The following is a 16,814-nucleotide window of genomic DNA, read 5'->3' on the forward strand; positions in this document are numbered from 1 at the left end:
ACGCCCTCCCCGGCAAACTTTAGGTGAATTTCGCTGTGACCTCTTGTGACGGTGAACGTGGTCTGCAATAGTCGAACATGTAGTCGAATAAACGAGCGGGCGAATCTGGGGAGGGATCGTGAGCAAGGGAAGTCAATCCACCACCGACTGTCCTTTCACTGCCGCACTGCGTGATGATGCGCCGAAGTGGGGCCACGAGAACTCGTCTCACCGTTCCCAGGCTGGATTGGTACGAAATCGTGCCGAGCTGACTGTCGCCGATCTTTGTCTATGCGCGATGGAAGACGATGCCCGCCACCAGGTCACCTGCATTGCTGCGGATCTCGGTCACACCGAGGCAGCTGCGCGGGAGTACCGGAAGATCGGACTGATGCTGTCTCGGATGCCGTTTTTGGCGCATGTATTCACTGTGCGTGGATTCATGCCGCTGCGACTGCTGAAGAAGCTTGCATCCGTGACCTTCCCTGTCGAGGAGGAGCTCTTTAAGGAACTGGAACCGTTGCTGCTCGCGGCAGTGTTGCCGAACGTCGACAAGCTTGCGATGCCGGAGTGGAAGGGTCTTTTCGCCGGCGTGCAGGCAGCTATCGACGCGGTCCAGCATTCCGCTCGTCCCGTCGATCTTGCCGGTGCCCCGGTGCCTGAAGAAGTGGAAGAGTCCTTCACCGTTCGCGCACCGGTGGCTCCCGAGCGGGCAACTCATGTCAGCCTGAAGCTCGATCCTGCCCATGCGGAGGAGACGAATCGCGTGATCTCCACCATCGCTGCGACGAAGGAGTGTGACAACGCGCAGGCGTTCATGCACTTGGTCCGAGGGACTGCGGATGTGTCCGTCGGGCTGCATCTGTACCGAAGCTTCGACGGAGGTCCGGTGTACATGCCGGGTGTTGGGGCGCTGTCCGAGGTCGTGGCCGCGGAGTATCTGGCCATGGTTGATTCTGTCGACATCGTCGCTCCTTCGGCGACCGGTGGCTACGCCGCGACCGCAAACCAGCGGGCATTCGTAATCGGGCGCGACGGTTCCTGCATGTTCCCTGGATGCACTCGCCGTGTCGCAGACATGGATCACATCACCAACTACGACGAGGGCGGGCCGACCGACACCCACAATCTGCACGGCCTGTGCCGACGCCACCACAATGAAAAGACCAAGGGTCTATGGGACGTGACCCGCTCATTGGAGGGAACCGAATATTGGACGTCGCATTGCTCTGGCGCTCAGGTCGCTAGCGAACCTGACGGCCCGATTCGTCACCCCGGAGTCGTCCCCTTCGGCGCAAGCGTGCGTAAGGCAGGAAAGCTCCGAGCCGAACACAATGAAAAGCGCGACACTGCCAGGGCTGAGGTGCGAGTGTCCGTGGTGCAGGCACGTCGGGTGCAGCCCGTGGTCCGGATGCTGCAGCATCTCCGAGTCATGTCTCCGGAGGAAACTGCAGAAGACTTGATCAACTCCGTGACTGAGGAAGCAGCGGCGGTGGCTGCCGCTGCCGCGAGCCACCGAGTCAGCGAACGCACCGAACACGAGGAGCTGCGTGTGCGCCGGTACCGGGCCCAGGCTAGGTCTGGTGGGCCGGTCACTGGAGCGGATCCGCCGACCGTGTCGGCACCGGACGCGATCCTGGAGATTCTGCAGGTTTACCTGAATGAACGGGATCCGGACGGGGCGCTGAAGGCAATTGGTCGACTACTGGCCAAGATCGACCCGGACACCATTAAAGGCTGGGAGAATTCCCGATCCTTCGATGACCCGTCGCCACTAAAGCGACGGATCCGACACCACCAGGCGGAGGTGTTCCGACGGAAGGTCAGACCGCGTCGCCGTCGTACCGCTCACGCAGATCGTGCGGGCCCGTCTGCAACTTACCGGGGTTGAGGATCCCGGCAGGATCGAAGACCTTCTTCATTCCGCGCAGTGCCTCGGCGAAGAGCTCTGTGTTCTCCACGTAGTTCTGCGGCGAATGGTCCTGTCCGACGCCGTGGTGGTGCGTGATCGTGCCCTGGAAATCCAGGATCGCGGATCCAGCAGCGTCCTTGACGTCCATCCACTGATCCAGGATATGGCCTGTGTTTTCACGGAAGAAGTAGGTGAAGTACAGCGAACAACCGGACTCGTAGAGATGGGAGATGTGGCAGAACACGTATGCCGGAGTTCCGTGTGCTTCGGCTGCTGCGCGCATCCGGGACATGATCTTCCGACGAAGTTCGGCGGCATGCTCCCAGGTTGTGGAGGTTTCCAGCGTGTCGACTCCAACTCGTCGCGTCATCATGACATCACGCAGATACGGCGAGGTGAAACGATGCTTCACCCATAGCTGACCCGGAACCGGACCCAGTCGGACACACTTCTTGCGAAGCAAACGTCCCGCCAGGACCTCTCGGGCAGCGCGTGCAGAAGCCTTCGACTGCTGGCCGAACCCGAAAAGAACCATGCACGGGGAATCGATGCCTCGTAGTGAGAGGTACTTCCGCAGTTTGCCGCCGATGCCGCCGCCCATTTGCTCGATGCCGAAACGGGTCTCAGATTCGTCCGAAAGTCGAGCCAGGTGCGGGATGTTTCCGTCCTGCTCCAGCTCACGGAAAATCTCCAGGCCCTCTTCGAAGCAATTCACGAAGTAGGTGTCGAAGAGCATCTCGTCCGGGTGGTCGTGTAGCTGCAGAGTGACCTGGGTGATGATGCCGAGGGTGCCTTCCGAACCGAGGAATGCCTGGCGGGGATTCGGGCCCGAAGCGGTGGCGGGGGAGTCGCGGAACTCCATGGTGCCGGCAGGGGTCACTACTCGCATGCCGATGACATTGTCGTCGATGCGTCCGTAACCGGATGACTCCTGACCTGCGGAGCGGCAGGCAGCCCAGCCGCCGACGGTAGAAAACTCGAACGACTGAGGGAAGTGCCCCACGGTCAATCCGAGCGGCTGCAGCGCTTCCTCCAGGTCAGGTCCGAAAACACCTGCTTGAACGGTTACAGTGTGGGCCTCGCGGTTAATGTCGACGATCGCGTCGAAGGCGACCATCGATAGCGCAATGGCCTTGCCGAAGCCGCCATCAACAGCCTCGACACCACCGACGACGGACGTGCCGCCACCGAAAGGAGTCACGGCGATCTTGCGCTCGGTGCAGATCTCCAGCAGAGCCTGGAGCTCCTCTTCGTTCGCGGGCATAGCCACGGCGTCCGGGGCCACGTCGACTACTCCGGTACGCAGGCGTGCCAAGTCGGGATAGGACCGACCTAAGGCGTGGCGGACGCGGGTGTCGTGGTCGGCGGAAAGTGTGGATACGACGTCGTTAAGCGAAGAAATGTCCTCCTCACTCAAGCGCGACTCGGGGATGGTCACCTCGGAGATATCCTTCGGCGGGTTGTCCGCGCCGTCCTCCAGGCCAATCTCCTCACGCAGCAGCGTTTCTGCTTCAGCGGTGATGGGCTTGTCGTGGCCCTCCACGCCCCAACCCCACCAACGCATGCGGTGAGGGATTGTCTTCTGGGTCATGATGCGCCTTTCACTAGTGCGAGTGCTTCCTCCGCCGCGGGCAGCGCGGCGTCGCGGTCGGAGTCGACGAGTCCAACACGTGTCCTGCGGTCGAGAATGTCGCTGACCGTCAACGCACCCTCATGGGTAACTGCCCACGCGAATTCTGCGCGGGTGACGTCGATGCCGTCGGCGACCCTCTCCAAGGGAAGCTCCAGTGCACACGAATTCACAACGGCCGCAGCCTCAGAACCGTACCGCTCCCGGACCCAGTCCGGGGTCCCTTCAGGAAGCTTCCCGACGGGCCCTGCCCCGACAAGCGGAATATCTTTCGTACGGCACGTTTCGGAGGAAATGAGATCGACAGTCTGTTGTGCCATCAGTCGATATTCGGTGAGTTTGCCGCCGACGACCGTGATGACTCCATCGTCGTTGGTGAAGATGGCGTGTTCACGGGAAACGTCTGCGGTGTCACCGTCGCCAGAATCGATCAGTGGGCGCAGACCAGCGAAAGATCCGATCATGTCGTCGCGGGTGACGGCAGTCTGTAGGGCAGGGTTGATTACGTCGAGGAGGAAGTCGACGTCTTCTTCGGGAACCTCTGGCACATCGGGGATGGGGCCGGGGGAGTCCATGTCGGTGAGGCCGAGGTAGACCCGACCGAGTGGAGCTGGCAGGACGAAACAGAATCGATTCACATGGCCGGGCACAGGGACGGTCAGTGCTCCAGTTGGGTTGCCGAAGACCTCCGCAGGGAAGATCAAATGCGTGCCACGAGACGGTCGAACCTTGGTCGACGAGTCGATGTCGCCGGCCCACACCCCGGTTGCGTTAACAACGGCTCCGGCGGTGAGGATGCGGTCGGGGTGGTGGCCGAGTTCGTCGTGAAGCACGACTGAATTGCCAGTGACCTGGTGCGCGGAGGTATGCGTGAGGACCTCGGCGCCGAACGATGCGGCGGTGCGGACGATGGCGGTGACGAGGCGGGCGTCGTCGACCAGCTGACCGTCGTAGTTAACGAACCCACAGAGCAGACCGCGGGAGCGGACTGCGGGGGCAAGGTCGCGGACTCGCGCCGCGGTGACAGAGCGGGACATTGGCAGAGTTCCGCGGGAAGTGCCCGCAGCGATTCGCAGGGCATCCCCGGCGATGAACCCAATGCGAGGAAGGAACCGGTGCACCATCGCCGAGTCAGTCATGACCGGCATGACCTGTGGGAGCGAGTGCACCAAGTGCGGGGCGGTGACCTCCATCATGATCCCGCGCTCGCGGGCGGACCTGGTCGCGATGCCGAAGTTCAGCGAGGCAAGATACCGTAGTCCGCCGTGCGCTAGCTTCGACGACCACCTGCTGGTGCCAAATGCGATGTCATGCTTATCGACAATCACCACACTCATCCCGCGAGACGCCGCATCCAGCGCGATCCCCGCACCAGTGACGCCAGCACCGATGACGACGAGATCGACGTGGTCCAGGGAATCCCAGGCCAGGTTCCTGCTGTGACCGTCGAGGACGGGAGTTTTCCGGGCAGTGCGCATAGTGTCCTCATTTTCCCTTAAGTAGCGGCTTTATTTTCCCTTAAGTAGCGGCTTTCGCTGCATAGGATGATAACCGTCTGGTTCTGCTGTGAACACGAAACCGCCGGACAGGAAGGGTGGCTCACATGAGCGCTGACAGGTACCCGGTGGGCTACGAGGACATCAAGGTCGTGGCCATGATCACGAGTCCGGAGGCAGGGCACGGCTCCGCGCCGCATGCCGCTGAGCGGGCGATGGACCAGTTCACTAAGCGTGGTGTTGACGTGGTCGCTATGCAGGGAAATAGCCCCGAGCGGGCGCAGGGACTCATTCGCGAGGCGATTAAGGACGAGCGTTTCGACGCCCTGGTTGCATGCGGCGGAGACGGCATGATCAACCTCGCCCTCCAAGAGCAAGCGGAAAGTGGCATCCCACTAGGGGTTATTCCCTCTGGCACCGGCAATGATCATGCTCGGGAGTATCGACTGCCGTCGAATGATGCAGCCGCAGCCGCAGATGTCATCGCAGATGGCTTCACAGTGACGACAGATCTCGGCCGGATCACCGGGGAGGGGCAGGACCCGCTGTGGTTCGGCACGATCATGTGCGCCGGATTCGACTCGCTGGTGTCCGACCGCGTCAATCGCATGCGTTGGCCGCATGGTCGCAACCGCTACAACCTGGCGATCGTGCTGGAGTTCCTGAACTTTCATGCGCTGCCGTTCACCATCACTTTGGATGACGGCACGGTGCTTGATGAGGACATCATCCTCGCCGCCTTCGGCAATACCAAGAGCTACGGCGGAGGAATGAACATTTGCCCAGACGCGGACCACTCCGACGGGCTTTTGGACATCACTGTCATTGGTCGGGCGAACCGATTTAAGGCCGCTGCGGTGTTCGGGAAGGTCTTCAGCGGAAAGCACGTGGACTTCCGTGAAGTCGCGCAGTACCGCAGCCGTTCGGCTCGGGTGGAGTTCCGTGGGGACGAGCGAATGAATGCCTACGCGGATGGTGACTTCATGGCGCCAGTGCCGGTGACGGTGGAAGTAGTCCCGCGGGCGGGCCGGTACATCGTTCCAAGGCCGTAGTAGACATACCGGTCGGGGTTAATCGCAGGTGAGTGGTTGACTTCGGACAAAACTAGACTACTCTGTTCACTGTTGATGTCTGACGGTGAAGGAGGTCTGTGATGGTCCGCAATCGCAAGCTGCCATCACTGTCCATGTGTCTCGTGTGACTGCCCATCACCCGACACACAGAGAAAGTTCACGACAGTGAGTACTACCGAATATCTCAACCTTTTTTCCTATGACGGCCCGGACAAGGCTGGCATTCTCAGCGATGCCTTGGTCACCGTGGCTGCTTAATCCACCTTTACGCCGAACGCCTTGAGTCGCTTCCGGTCCGATTCGGACGCGGAGGCAGTCAAGCGCAGCAGTTCGGCGTAGATGCCATCAGAGACGGCTAGTTCCGCAGGCGATCCGATCTCGTCGACGTGGCCGCCGCGCAGCGTGACGATGGTGTCGACACCGGAGATCGTCGAGAGCCGGTGCGCGATGACGATGGTCGTGCGCCCTTCCATGAGCTTCTCCAGTCCGATCTGGACTTCGCGCTCGGCCTTGGTGTCCAGAGCCGAGGTCGCCTCGTCGAGAAGCAAGATCGGTGCATCCTTGAGAATTGCCCGTGCGATGGCTACGCGCTGCTTCTGTCCACCGGACAGTTTCAATCCGCGCTCGCCGATCGTTGTGTCGTAGCCTTCGGGGAACGCGGAGATGAAACCGTCCGCGTTCGCGCGCTGGGCCGCGTCGATGATCTCAACGTCCGTTGCATCCGGCTTGCCGTAGGCGATGTTGTCCCGGATCGTCCCGGAGAACAACGACGCATCCTGGAACACCGTGCCAACAGAATTGCGCAGCTCGTCCATCGGTACCTCTGTGATGTCGCGATCGAACATCCGAAGTTGCCCGCCGGTGGGCTGATAGAACCCCAGCAACAGGTTGACGATCGTCGACTTGCCGCCGCCGGACTCTCCGACCAAGGCAACTTTGCTACCGGTCTTGGCAGTGAACGAGATCTTGTGGAGGACATCCGTACCTGCCTCGTAGGCAAAGTCAACATTGTCGAAACGGATGGCCGGGTCGGAGGGGGTGACGCGCGTTTTGGGGGGAACGTCGGGAAGCGTATCTCCGCCATTGCGTTCGGCGGCCGCGACCAGCGCCGGGCTGGCGGACTTCTCCGGCTCCAGATCCATGACCTTGAAGTAGTCGCGGGAACCGGCGATGGCGCGCTGAGCAGCGTCGATGATGTAGCTCATCATGCTAACCGGGTCCTTCGCCATGGTGACCAGCTGGATCAGCATGACCATGGTGCCGATGGAGAAGTGTCCCTGCAGGGTCCGATAGAACAACAGCAGGTACACCGCAAAGAAGATGAGATTCAGGATGGATCCGCGTAGGGTGTCCATGCCGTGCCACCACTTAGACTGGCCGCGGGTGACCTTCACGATGTGGTTGTAGCGGTCGGCGAAACCACGCATCTCTCGCTGCTCAGAAGTGAACGAGCGGACGACCTGGATCTGTCCGACGGACTCGGCGAACCGGCCACCAGCTACATCGAGGTCCTCATTCTTGACCTGCTCCATTTTCAGCCACCGCTTGGAGGTCAGCGCCGTGAGCCAGACGTAGACGGGGAAGATAATCGCCAAGAGAATCGCCAGCGGCCACCAGTGCCAAGCAGTAATAGCCAAGACTGCGACCAGAGTCAGCAGCATTGGGAAGAAGTTGTTGGAGAATGACTGCAGGAACTGCACCACGTTATGGATCGAACGGTCCAAGCGGGCGATGATTGTGCCGGTGACGTTGTTGTCGAAGTATCGCTGCGGTAGAGACAGGAGTTTCGCGAAATAGCGGGTCGCGAGGATTTCTCGCATCCGGGCAGCCATCACGTCTCCGAAATAGCCGCCAACATTGCGCATCAGCGTCTGCAGTAGATCAGCGATGAGGAGCCCGACCGCCAACCAGATAACGGTGGTCATGGCGGTCGGGATCAGGTCGTCATTGCCGAGGGCATCGACGATGGTGTCGGTCGCGTCGCGAACGAGGAAGGGGCTGACCAACGTCGCTGCAGCGGTTGCTACCGCAGCGAGAACGATCCCCAGGTAGAAGGGCCACAGGACTTTCGCCGTGCTGAGTATTCGGGTGAGGGATTGCACTCATCCGAGGATATGACTCCGGTGGGTCAAGACGCCAATGCCCGGTCAGCCCACCAGGCGCCGGAATTCCGGTTGCGGGTCCACAGGGTCTGATCCCTATCAACCTGGACTTCCCGCGCGGTGCGGGTGGCCCAGTCGAACCGTTCGGCGGAGACCGTCAGCCAAATGACGCCGTCCGTGAGTCGGAGGGTTTCCTCGCCGTTTTCTAAGTAGCGGTCGGCGATGCGGAATGTGCGCGCGGATGGGCCCGGTGCGTCGATGATTGGGCGGGGTACTGGGTACATGTGGTGCTCCTTGAGTTTTCCGTAGTCGGCTGGTCGTTGTCCGGGTGGGCACCGTGAACTCGCGGTTGCCAGGCAGCTCAATTCCCGGGGAAGCTGCACTTCTTGACCTACCTCCAACTATAGACAAAGCGGTCTATATGCTGTCAAGGCGATCCTTCAAAATCTCATCTAGCAGTGCCCTGGCGTCATCGACAGATAGATCTCGAGCCACGACCTGCGCTGGCCCCGCGACCACTGCAGCCTGCACATTCGCAGTGCCGAGTAGCTTCTGGATCGGGCCGCGCTGCAGCGAAGCACCCTGGATGTGCCGCCACGGCACGAATGCCCATCGCGTGGTCAGCCGACCCCAGGTCACCTCCACACCGCCGGTCGACAGCGACACGCTTTGCTGTCGCCAATCCACCGGAGAGACCCATTTCGCGCTCGGCGGGGAGTACATGGTGAGGAAAGGATCTCGCTTCCCGACGTTCACCTCTGCCAACACCGTCTCCACCGTCCGATCGACTGCGGCATTTTTGTCCACTGGTACCAAGACTGTCGCCCCGTCGCCAGAGGATTCAAGGCCGTAGCCAGCGATACTGGAATTTAGGTCTGCCCAGTTTGGTTTGCGCCAGAGGAAGGGTCGTCGAATCCGCAGGGCGTGGACCCTGTGCAGGGGGATGGTCTGTTTGTACGTAGAGGTCAACCCTGCAGTGATGCGCAGTCTGCGCTCCTCGCGATTGAGCGAAAGCTCTTGGCGCCACCTGCGATTCAGCGGAGCCCAGACCAGAACAACTGCACCAACCAGACCACCAACGAATGTGAAGATGCCGCCACCGGCGATGGAGCCGATGCCCGCGCCGATGAGAGCCAGCACTGCCCATACACCGAATGACAGCAGAACCATGCCCACCAGCATTCGGGTGGGGACGGGTCCGTTGAGGGTGGTGGATTCGGGGTGGGCGTCGGGAAGCGGGTCGTGTTGCTCGCCCTTTGCGTGCGCGAGGATTTCGGTGCGCAGCGACTCCAGGAGCGGGACCTTGAGATACGCGATACTTAGCGCCGAGCCGGATCCGCCAGCGGTCTCAAGGGTTAGCTCGCCGAGACCGAAGAGGCGGGGGAGCAGGGGCTGCTTGATATCCACCGACTGCAGACGGTCATACCGGGCCGAGCGGCGTTGACGGAAGAAGATGCCGCTGCCGATTCGAATCTCTTCGACGTCGAGTTCGTAGAAGCGCTTGGACCAGCTCCAGTAACTAATGCCGGCGATCAGAGCCACAATGGCGATCAATCCGGCGAACACGGCCAGTACCGCCAGCAGAGGAGTGCCATCTGCCAGATCGCTCACTGCGGCGGCCGCGGAGATTACTGCCGCACCTGAATTGATGGCGACAGCGACAAGAACCGCAGTCAATCCCATCCAGGCGCGCAGCACCGGGGTGAGTGGGTGGACGCGTTGGCGTCCTGCTCCGATGCAACTCACAGGCCCTCCATCCGAACGCGAGCGGCCTCAGAGATGCGGGTGCGCAACGCCTGCGCGTCATCGCGCGTCAGTCCGTAGATCACTGCATCGGAGGTGGCGCTGGCGGTGTTGAGCTTCAACGTAGCCAGACCGAACATCCGCAGAATCGGTCCTTCGGACAGGTCGACGAACTGGATTCGGCCATAGGGGACCGCGGTGACCTTCCGCCAGAGGATGCCGCTGGCGACGACAAGGTCGTCGTCAAGCTCCATATACCTATGCGCGCTGGCACGGCGCGCGGAGATCCACATCAGCCACACCAAGAAAACCACTGCGGCGGCGAGGATGATCGAACCCCACAGGCTCTGCCACAGCACTGCCAATACGATCGCTGCGATCACGGGGATTCCTCCCCAGATTGCTGCGCTGAGCAGTTCTGCACTGCGATATTTCGGTGACATCGGGGTGAGCGCGGGGGAACGGGGATCGAGGAAGTCGGCGGTCATGGCCCCAGCCTATGTGTAGAAAGGAGCCATGCCGATCCCAGGAGCACCTGACCCAGACGACCTGAACAACAAGAAGACCGACGAATTCAATGGAAGTGACCCGCGCGGCGGGAAAATGAAGATCTGGTGGGCCGTTCTCATCAGTCTCATCGCGGTGATTTCGGCGATCATGCTGCTGATGCAGGGCTTTGAATCGGGGATCTTCTAGAACTGGTCACGCACTTCGGCCCACGGGTCGTCGATCGTTTCTTCGGTGGCGAATTCCCCAGCACCGAACCAGGCTTGAGCCTTGCCAGTGTCGTAAGTGGGCCAGGGCAAGGTTCCGCCAGTAATGAAGCCGAGTACCTCCTGATGGAAAGGGTGCGCCTCACGGCCAAACAAACGGGGAATGTCAATGCAATGCGGGGCGCCGGAGGTCAGTTCACCGTCCGGTCCCACGCCTAGTCCCTCCCCGGGATAGAACTCACCGGCCCACACCTGTGTCCCCGCAGCAACTGCCGCATCGGCGGCTTTGACCGCCCAATTCCGGATCGTGGCGTCAGAGATGAGCCGCGCGAGGGGACGCGGGTCGTCCGGAATCTTCACTGATGCACCGTGAATCGGGGCTAGTGCCCTGGCAGCGAGGCGGCCAAATCTAGAGGCGTCCGCCTTTTGCAGGATGCCCATGAAGTGGAATTCCTCCGACGTGGTCGTCACCAGCATCGGAAGGTCCCGGACTGCGTCGGAGATGCGGGGTCCCACGCAGGTGTCAGTGGGGAAGAAGGAGCGAGTGCGGCGATAAAGAGCCTGCTCGTCCTCCGGACTCATGGCGGCGATGGTGGCGCGGGCCGGCGAGGTCCGGGTGAGGGCTCTGACCACAGCCCGGCGACGAGCACTGGTACCTGCACGGGAGAACCCTGGCGACAGGGCGATAACTCGGGCGATATGGTCGTGCACCTGCGGATCGGCGGCGAGTGTCAACGCCAGCCCGGCCCCGGCGGACTGCCCGCCCAAGGTCATGTTTGAGGTGTCAATCCCGAGCGCTTCGGCATTGTCGAGGACCCACGCGACCGCATGTCGCAAGTCCGCCACAGCAGTGAACGTATCCTCAGGAGAATCACGCCAGAACCCCTCGAAGCGCTTGCGGTAACCGAAGTTGACCGTGACGATGCCTTCTTCAGCCAAGTGCCGGCCGTTCGACCAGGGCTCCGAGGCGCTGCCTTCCTCATACCGACCACCGTGCAGCCACAACAGCGCCGGGGCATTGCCCGTGAACTCTGCTGGCGCGCACACCGTCACAACCATCTCCGCGCCGCTTGGAGTACGGCCGTCATGGTCTTTCGGTGCAGCGGGTGTGGACGGAGCGAAAGGCTCAGCGAACGCGTACGGAATCGAGTGGCATTTCCATACCCCGTTGCGGACGGTTCCGGTGAGATCTCCTGCTGGGGCACGGACGGTCTGCTCGGTCATGTAGCTACAGTATCGGCATGACCGACAACCCGCTCCTGACTCCTTCCGACCTTCCGTATGGTCTTCCGGATTTCGCGGCTATCTCCGATGACGATGTCATCCCAGCATTCCGTGTGGCCTTTGACGACCACCTGGCAGAGGTTCGAGCAATCGTGGAGAACCCTGCTGAGCCCACATTCGAGAACACCCTCGAAGCACTCGAGCGCTCAGGTCGCCTGCTGGATCGCGTTGCTTCCTACTTCTTTAATCTCGCCGGAACTGACGCGACCGATAGTCGTATCGCCATCGAGGCGGAGATCGTCCCGCTCCTGGCGGCGCACAACGACTCGATTGTCCTGGACCCGGGCCTGTGGCAGCGCATCGCCGCGGTGCAGCCGCCGGAAGACGAGGAAGGCCGTCGCTTGTTGGAGAAGATCCGCAGCGACTTTGAGCGCGCTGGTGCTGATCTGGATGAGGATGGCAAGGCGCGCTTGAAGGAGATCAATACGGAGTTGTCTGAGCTCTCCAACCGGTTCGGAGAGAACCTGCTCAAAGACACCCAGGCCCGTGCGGTTCTGGTGACGGACCGGGTCGAATTGGCAGGGCTGTCTGACTCCACCATCGATAACTTGCGTCGCAATGCCGGTGACAAGGATGGCTGGCTCATCCCGCTGGAGCTCCCGTCGATTCAGTCGCTGCTGGCCCAGCTGACTAACGCTGATCTCCGTGCCCGCATCCTGGAGCAGTCCCTTGCTCGGGGTACCGGCGACGGCAACGACAACCGCCCGATCCTCCTGCGCGAGATCAAGCTCCGTGCCGAGCGAGCAGAGCTCCTCGGCTTCGACTCCCACGCTGATTACGTCATCACCAACGAAACTGCCGGCAGCGCCGCAGCAGCGCGCAAACTCCTCACCGACCTTGGTCCAGCCGCTGCCGCCAACGCTGAAGGCGAGTACAAGCGACTGCTCGACCTCGCCGATGAGAATATTGGCGCCGCTGACTGGCCATACTGGGCAGAGCGCCGCCGCGCCGAGGAATTCCAGGTCGACCAGGAAGCACTGCGCAAGTACTTCCCCTTGGACCGAGTCCTTACCGACGGAGTCTTCTACGCAGCGAACTTGCTCTATGGCATCACCGTCGAACCCCGAGACGACCTCGACGGATACGCGCCGGGCACCCGCGTCTGGGAGGTGAAGGATTCCGACGATTCCGGCATCGGCCTCCTTGTCACCGATTTCTTTGCCCGCTCCACCAAGCGCGGTGGCGCGTGGATGAGCAGTTTCGTTGACCAGTCCAAGCTTTTGGGCACCAAGCCTGTGGTCGTCAACGTCCTCAACATCCCGGAGCCGGCAGAAGGGAAGCAGGCACTGCTCACCCTCGATGAGGTTATGACCCTGTTCCATGAGTTCGGCCACGGACTTCACGGACTGCTTTCCGACGTCACCTACCCGCGCTTCTCCGGCACCAATGTCCCGCGCGACTTCGTTGAGTTCCCTTCCCAGTTCAACGAGAACTGGGCTCTGGAGCCGGCCGTTCTCGGCAACTACGCCTTCCACGTAGAGACCGGAGAGCCGATTCCGGAGGAGCTCGTTGCCGCGGTTAAGCGAGCCGCCACTGCCGGTGAAGGTTTCGCGACTACTGAGTACATCGCGGCTTCCGCTCTCGACCTGGCCTGGCATTCTCTCTCTGCAGCGGAGGCGGAACAGATCGACGACGTAGAGGCGTTCGAAGCCAAGGCTCTGGAAGAGGCAGGCCTGGCGGTCGACAACATCTCACCGCGGTACCGCTCGACCTACTTCAATCACATCTTCGCCGGTGGTTACTCCGCCGGTTACTACTCTTACCTGTGGGCAGAAGCCCTCGACGCCGACGGCTTCGACTGGTTCGAGCAGAATGGCGGGGCCACTCTCGATGGCGGCGCTCGACTTCGGGAACTGATTCTGTCCAAGGGCGGCTCGATTGACTACGACGAGGCATACCGGGCTTTCCGTGGCCGTGACAAGGACATTGGTCCGTTGTTGGCCAGGAGGGGCTTGGCTGGGGCCGTCGGGTAGCATGTCCAGTCGTGAATGACGTGTTTGACGCCGTCGGACAATGGCTGGTGTCGTTGTCCGTGTTCTTGCAGACAGTAGTTCTGCTGTCGGTCCTGGTTCCCGCGGGAGCCGTGGCCGCGGTGGTGTTGATGCGAAGCATTGACATGGTGAGCACCTGGTACCGACGTCTTCGACACACCGACAACAGCAGTAACTAAAGAAGGAAGCCCTCGTGCGTTTCAACAAGGTCCGTCTGGCCCTGATTGCGCTGATTATCCTGGTCGTGGTCATCGGCGTTTTCAGCGGTATAATGTGAGCCGACTAAACATCCACTGAGCGGAGTGGCTGATGAGCAAAGTTGTATCCCGTGAAGGTACCGGCACCGGCCTGATGGCCGTCATCCTTGCGATTTTGCTGGGCGTGGTCGTGTCGGCTGCGTTGATCATTCCGGTCCGCGCAACTGCGGGTGACGGAGGCTTTAGCTACCACCCAGGAGAGCACTCCGGCGAAGGCATCCTCGGAGTGGCCTGGGAACTCGACGAGGACTCCAGCGGGTGGTTCCAGATCGACGAAGACGGAACCGTCTCCGGCTCTGATGGATGCAATAACTTCGGTGGTAGCCACGGTCATCTAATCCGCCAGGACTACAGCGGCCGCACGGTCGTTGAGTTCGGGGCAGTGGTTTCCACGATGATGGCGTGCCCGGACCGTGGAACTCAGCAGTTCATGACTGGACTGACCGGCTCAGAGAAGGTCAAGATTTTCCTCGACGGAGACCAGGAGGGAACGCCGTCGGCTCAAATCAAGGGTGATTCCGGTCCCTGGAAAACGTTCTCTCAGCGATAGTTCAACCCGCCTCCGGGCGGGTTTTTAGCTCCCAGTCCCCCAGTGCTAACGGCGTTGACCTCCGATAGTGCGAAAAGCCTGGAATTTTCGGCTTTTGAGCGAAACTCAGGAAATTTTCACGTATCTTCATAAAGGTAACCGACCTCACAAGTGTGGGGTCGAAACGTTTTACATCTGGTCGCAACTGGAACGGCCGTTAAGGAGACTGACGAGATGCGTGAATACTCGACCGAACTCGATTACTCGGTCGGAGAGTCCGAGACATGCGTGACCGCCATGATGGAGATGGCCGCGGATGATCCGAAGAACGTGATGTTCACCCGACCGGTCAACTTCGAGTGGGTGGAGGTTTCGTCCGAGGAGTTTGTCAACGAGGTCATCGACGTGGCCAAGGGACTTATTGCCAACGGCGTGGAGAAGGGTGATCGTGTCGGTCTGCTTTCTGAGACCCGCTACGAGTGGACCCTGCTCAACTACGCAATCTGGGCCGCCGGTGCCACGGTGGTGCCGATCTACGGATCCTCCTCCTCCGACCAGATCCGCTGGATTGTCGAGAACTCGGGCGCCGTTTTCGCAATCACTGAGTCCAAGAATCACACCGAGCGCATGCGCCCGCTGATTCTCGACCAGCAGAGCGATGACGGGCACTCGGAGCTGCGTCGTGTGCTGGAGATCAACTCCTCCGCGGTCGACACCCTGAAGTACGAGGGACGCGATATCCCGCGTGATCAGGTCGAGGCCCGCATCTCCTTGACTCGTTCCAGCGACCTTGCATCGGTCATCTACACCTCGGGTACCACTGGCCGCCCCAAGGGCTGCATGCTGACCCACTCCAACTGGCTCTCTGAGGTCCGCAGCATCCTGGTCAACCCGATTGGCCAGATCGCGCAGAAGGACAACCGTCTTCTGACGTTCCTGCCGTTGGCTCACGTTCTGGCCTCTGCCGTGTCGTTGGCAGCTACCGTCTCCGGCGCTACCCAGTCCCACTGGGCAGACACCTCCACGGTGACTCTGGAGTTCCAGCGCTCGCAGCCGCACATGATCCTCGGCGTCCCGCGTGTGTTTGAGAAGGTCCGCGACTCGGCGTATAACACTGCTAAGGAAAAGGGGAAGGTTGGACTGACCATCTTCACCCGCGCAGAGGCTACCGCCATGGAGTACTCGAAGGCGCTCGACACTGACAAGGGTCCGTCGCCGCTGCTGAAGGCTCGTCGCAAGCTGTACGACCGTCTGCTGTTCTCGAAGATCCGTGCCGCCATGGGCGGAGACGTTTCGTACGTCATCTCCGGTGGCGCTGCCATGGACGCTGACCTTGGTCACTTCTTCCGCGGTCTCGGCGTGCCGGTGTACGAGGGCTACGGCCTGACCGAGTCCACCGCAGCAATCACGGTGAACAACCCGGATGCGCAGAAGATTGGAACCGTCGGAAAGCCGCTTGGTGGATGTGCATCTGCCGTGGCCGAGGACGGAGAAGTCCTCCTCAAGGGGCCGATGATCTTCAATGGCTACTGGAAGAACGAAGAAGCCACCGAGAAGACTTTCGTCGACGGATGGTTCCGTACCGGCGACCTCGGCTCGCTCGATGACGAGGGTTACCTCACCATCACCGGTCGCAAGAAGGACCTGCTGGTTACCGCCGGTGGTAAGAACGTCTCTCCGGGACCGATGGAAGATCGGATGCGTGCGCACCCGCTCATCTCCCAGGCTGTTGTCATCGGCGACGGCCAGCGGTTCATCTCCGTTCTAGTCACCCTCGACGAGGATGCACTGGGTCGCTGGAAGACCGAACACAGCCTGCCGGCCAACGCCACGATCTCCGAACTGGGCTCCAACGCGGTTCTTCGCGCGGAGATCCAGGACGCCGTGAACGCAGCCAACGAAATGGTGTCCCACACCGAGGCCATCAAGCGTTTCCACATCCTCCCGCGTGATCTCACCGAGGAGGGCGGCGAGCTGACCCCGACCATGAAGGTCAAGCGCAACGTGGTGCTCGAGCGCTACTCGCGCATCGTCGACGAGATCTACCACCGCTAAAAACCCCGCTTTACGACGCAAAAAACTGCCCGACCATTTCTGGTCGGGCA

Annotated in this window: 14 protein-coding genes; 7 read left to right on the top strand and 7 right to left on the bottom strand. The window is 61.2% G+C overall.

Annotated elements, in window-relative coordinates; translation table 11 throughout:
• The first annotated feature begins 118 nt into the window (after positions 1-118).
• A complete protein-coding gene (locus tag YWU_RS17255) occupies positions 119-1,870 on the top strand; it encodes an HNH endonuclease signature motif containing protein (RefSeq protein ID WP_027018933.1) in 1,752 nt (583 codons plus the stop codon).
• Here the strand turns inward: YWU_RS17255 and YWU_RS0100510 are convergent.
• Complete coding sequence (locus tag YWU_RS0100510; protein WP_027018934.1) at positions 1,803-3,482, bottom strand: FAD-binding oxidoreductase; 1,680 nt, start codon at positions 3,480-3,482, stop codon at positions 1,803-1,805. The genes YWU_RS17255 and YWU_RS0100510 overlap by 68 nt on opposite strands.
• Entirely contained in the window at positions 3,479-4,999 is a 1,521-nt protein-coding gene (locus tag YWU_RS14275; protein WP_084141440.1) for a glycerol-3-phosphate dehydrogenase/oxidase, read from the bottom strand. The genes YWU_RS0100510 and YWU_RS14275 overlap by 4 nt, the downstream gene beginning before the upstream one ends.
• A gap of 125 nt (positions 5,000-5,124) precedes the next feature.
• On the opposite strand from YWU_RS14275, the gene YWU_RS0100520 reads away from it, so the two are divergent.
• Entirely contained in the window at positions 5,125-6,069 is a 945-nt protein-coding gene (locus YWU_RS0100520; RefSeq protein WP_034646517.1) for a diacylglycerol kinase, read from the top strand.
• A gap of 275 nt (positions 6,070-6,344) precedes the next feature.
• Here the strand turns inward: YWU_RS0100520 and YWU_RS0100525 are convergent, their stop codons facing one another.
• The 4 genes from YWU_RS0100525 to YWU_RS0100540 form a co-directional block, all read right to left on the bottom strand.
• Positions 6,345-8,192: an ABC transporter ATP-binding protein gene (locus YWU_RS0100525; protein WP_027018936.1), complete on the bottom strand. Its 1,848-nt coding sequence runs from the start codon at positions 8,190-8,192 to the stop codon at positions 6,345-6,347.
• A 26-nt stretch (positions 8,193-8,218) separates the two neighbouring features.
• A complete protein-coding gene (locus tag YWU_RS0100530) occupies positions 8,219-8,476 on the bottom strand; it encodes a hypothetical protein (protein WP_027018937.1) in 258 nt (85 codons plus the stop codon).
• A gap of 133 nt (positions 8,477-8,609) precedes the next feature.
• On the bottom strand, positions 8,610-9,938 hold the full coding sequence (locus YWU_RS0100535) for a PH domain-containing protein (protein ID WP_027018938.1): 1,329 nt from the start codon (positions 9,936-9,938) through the stop codon (positions 8,610-8,612).
• Positions 9,935-10,423 carry a PH domain-containing protein gene (locus tag YWU_RS0100540; RefSeq protein ID WP_034646518.1) on the bottom strand — a complete coding sequence of 163 codons (489 nt, stop codon included), beginning with the start codon at positions 10,421-10,423 and terminating at the stop codon, positions 9,935-9,937. The genes YWU_RS0100535 and YWU_RS0100540 overlap by 4 nt, the downstream gene beginning before the upstream one ends.
• A 28-nt stretch (positions 10,424-10,451) precedes the next feature.
• On the opposite strand from YWU_RS0100540, the gene YWU_RS0100545 reads away from it, so the two are divergent.
• A complete protein-coding gene (locus YWU_RS0100545; RefSeq protein WP_027018940.1) occupies positions 10,452-10,631 on the top strand; it encodes a hypothetical protein in 180 nt (59 codons plus the stop codon).
• Here the strand turns inward: YWU_RS0100545 and YWU_RS14280 are convergent.
• Positions 10,628-11,872 (bottom strand): carboxylesterase family protein, encoded by a 1,245-nt coding sequence (locus YWU_RS14280; RefSeq protein ID WP_051259839.1) that lies wholly within the window; start codon positions 11,870-11,872, stop codon positions 10,628-10,630. The genes YWU_RS0100545 and YWU_RS14280 overlap by 4 nt on opposite strands.
• A gap of 17 nt (positions 11,873-11,889) precedes the next feature.
• Between YWU_RS14280 and YWU_RS0100555 the strand changes: the two genes are divergently transcribed.
• The 4 genes from YWU_RS0100555 to YWU_RS0100575 all read left to right on the top strand — a co-directional run bounded on the left by YWU_RS0100555 (position 11,890) and on the right by YWU_RS0100575 (position 16,764).
• Entirely contained in the window at positions 11,890-13,905 is a 2,016-nt protein-coding gene (locus YWU_RS0100555) for a M3 family metallopeptidase (protein WP_027018941.1), read from the top strand.
• 11 nt (positions 13,906-13,916) lie between these two features.
• A complete protein-coding gene (locus YWU_RS0100560; protein WP_027018942.1) occupies positions 13,917-14,102 on the top strand; it encodes a hypothetical protein in 186 nt (61 codons plus the stop codon).
• Between the two features lie 130 nt (positions 14,103-14,232).
• Positions 14,233-14,730, top strand: a complete 498-nt coding sequence (locus YWU_RS17260) for an META domain-containing protein (protein ID WP_027018943.1) — start codon at positions 14,233-14,235, stop codon at positions 14,728-14,730.
• 213 nt (positions 14,731-14,943) lie between these two features.
• Complete coding sequence (locus YWU_RS0100575) at positions 14,944-16,764, top strand: AMP-dependent synthetase/ligase (RefSeq protein WP_027018944.1); 1,821 nt, start codon at positions 14,944-14,946, stop codon at positions 16,762-16,764.
• Positions 16,765-16,814: the final 50 nt, after the last annotated feature.

This window comes from Corynebacterium sputi DSM 45148, assembly GCF_000427865.1.
GTDB classification, from domain to species: domain Bacteria; phylum Actinomycetota; class Actinomycetes; order Mycobacteriales; family Mycobacteriaceae; genus Corynebacterium; species Corynebacterium sputi.